General features: G+C 27.9%; 1 protein-coding gene. It reads left to right on the top strand.

Translation table 11 applies throughout. The features are described 5' to 3' along the window. Positions 1-515: 515 nt before the first annotated feature. On the top strand, positions 516-2,225 hold the full coding sequence (locus TL18_RS03675) for an ABC transporter ATP-binding protein (RefSeq protein ID WP_067041488.1): 1,710 nt from the start codon (positions 516-518) through the stop codon (positions 2,223-2,225). Positions 2,226-2,244 lie beyond the last annotated feature (19 nt).

The following is a 2,244-nucleotide window of genomic DNA, read 5'->3' as shown; positions in this document are numbered from 1 at the left end:
ATTTCATGCCTCGAATTTTCTAATATATTATAATATTATAAAGTAAATTATATATAACTTATTAAATATTCTTCAGAATTTTTAATAAAAATTAAACAAAAACTATTATATAAAGTGTAATAAAATAAACATTGTACAGTTATTTATAAAATAATTATGAAAAAAATATTTAAATAAAAATTTTTGTAATTTATTTCATTATTATGATACTACAACTTAAAAAATAATAAAAAAATAAAAATTTAAACATTAGATTACTACTAAACTAAAAATATGAATCAAAATTTTTTTAAAAATAAACAAAAATATAAAATAAATATATATTTTTAAAAAATAAATAAATTTTAAATATAAATTAACATAATAATTTCAATTATGAACTAATTTATCAAAAATTGATAAAAAAAATATGAAATAAAATCAATTCTATTATATTTATAAACAAAATAATAAAAAGTGTGTAAATTATTGAATAAAAAATAATTTAAATATTACTTAAGAAAATAAATATTATTATGAATTCATTGATTTCACCAATATTGAAAAAATACAAAACAATAATACTTATTCTGCTGCTGTTAATTGTTCAGGCATATTTTACATTAATGCTGCCTGAATATACTGCAGACATTGTAAATGTTGGTGTTGCCAATGCAGACATAAATTATGTCTATGATATTGGAATAAAAATGATTGCAATAACAGTTCTTGCAACAATTACTGCAATACTTGTCTCATTTTTCTCAAGCAGGTTTTCTTCAGGATATGCGAGAGACTTAAGAAAAATGATTTATCCAAAGGCATTGAAATTTTCCAATCATGAACTGAACAATATTTCTAAGTCTTCATTGATTACCAGAATCCTGATGGACGTTTCACAAATCCAGATGTTTGCAGAAGAGCTTTTAACAGTGATTATATTCGCACCAATAATTGGGGTTGGGGGCATTATCAAGTGTTTTGAACTTGGAACAAACTTATACTGGATTGTTCTGATAATATTTATCGTCATTATAATTTTGATGATTCCACTTTTTAAAAAAGTCATGCCATACTTTGGAAAACTGCAAGAAATCACTGATAGAATCAACAGTAACATCAGCGAAATCATAACAGGAATGTCTGCCATTAAAACTTTTGTAAGGCAAGATTATGAAGAAAAGAAATTTGACAAAGTAAATACTGAGTTTAAGGAAAACAACATTAAAGGTTACAGACTCATTCTTCTTTTAGGACCCTTAATGACATTGCATTTATCCATTATGACCATTAGTTTAATTTATTTTGGATCTTTTCATATTGAAACAGGAGATTTATTGGTTGGAGACTTGCTTGCATTTATTCAATATGCAACCCAAATTGTTAGCGCCTTTTTAATGATTGCAACATTTTTTACCGAAATACCTGAAGTAATCGTATCCATAAGGCGCGTGAATGAAATATTCAAAACCGAAGTGAGTATCGTTGACGGTGAAATAGAAACAATCAGTACAGAAAAACCAAGCATTGAATTTAGAAATGTGGATTTCAAATATCCTAATAGTGAAAAAAACACTTTAACAAACATCAATTTCAAATTGGAGCCAAGTAAAACCGTAGCCATTATCGGAGGAATCGGATGCGGAAAATCAACAATACTCAATATGATACCTCGCCTTCAGAATCCAACTGCCGGAGAAATATTGTTAAATGGAGAAAATATCAAGAATTATAAGTTAACTGCTCTGCGGGAAAGCATAAGTTTGACACCGCAAAAAGCCCAGCTATTCGAAGGAACCATCAAATCCAATATGCTCCTCGTTGATGAAAATGCAAGCGACCATGACATTAACGAAGCATTAAAAAAGGCCAATGTGAATTTCATCAATGGTTTGGATGATGAAGTAGTACAGGGAGGATCTAATTTTTCAGGCGGGCAAAAACAACGTTTATCCATAGCAAGATCAATTTTAAAGAAATGCAATTTTTATTTATTTGATGACTGTTTTTCAGCACTTGACATGAACACTGAAACAATAATAAAAAACAACTTGAAAGACTTGAATGATGCATCAATTCTAATTGTATCCCAAAGGATTTCGACAATTAAGGATGCTGATGAGATAATTGTCTTAAATGATGGGGAAATCATTGATAGTGGAACTCATGACGAATTAATTGAAAGTTGTGACATTTATCGTGAAATTGTAAACAGTCAAGTCGATACATTGAGGGATGCGATATAATGACTTCCGATGGAGAAAA

It is taken from the genome of Methanobrevibacter sp. YE315 (assembly GCF_001548675.1).
GTDB lineage: Archaea > Methanobacteriota > Methanobacteria > Methanobacteriales > Methanobacteriaceae > Methanocatella.
This window is presented reverse-complemented; position numbering and strand designations above follow the sequence as displayed.

What these genes read in the sequence shown, in the direction of transcription:
- TL18_RS03675 (WP_067041488.1), top strand. Translation starts at nt 516, where the DNA reads ATGAATTCATTGATTTCACCAATATTGAAAAAATACAAAACAATAATA.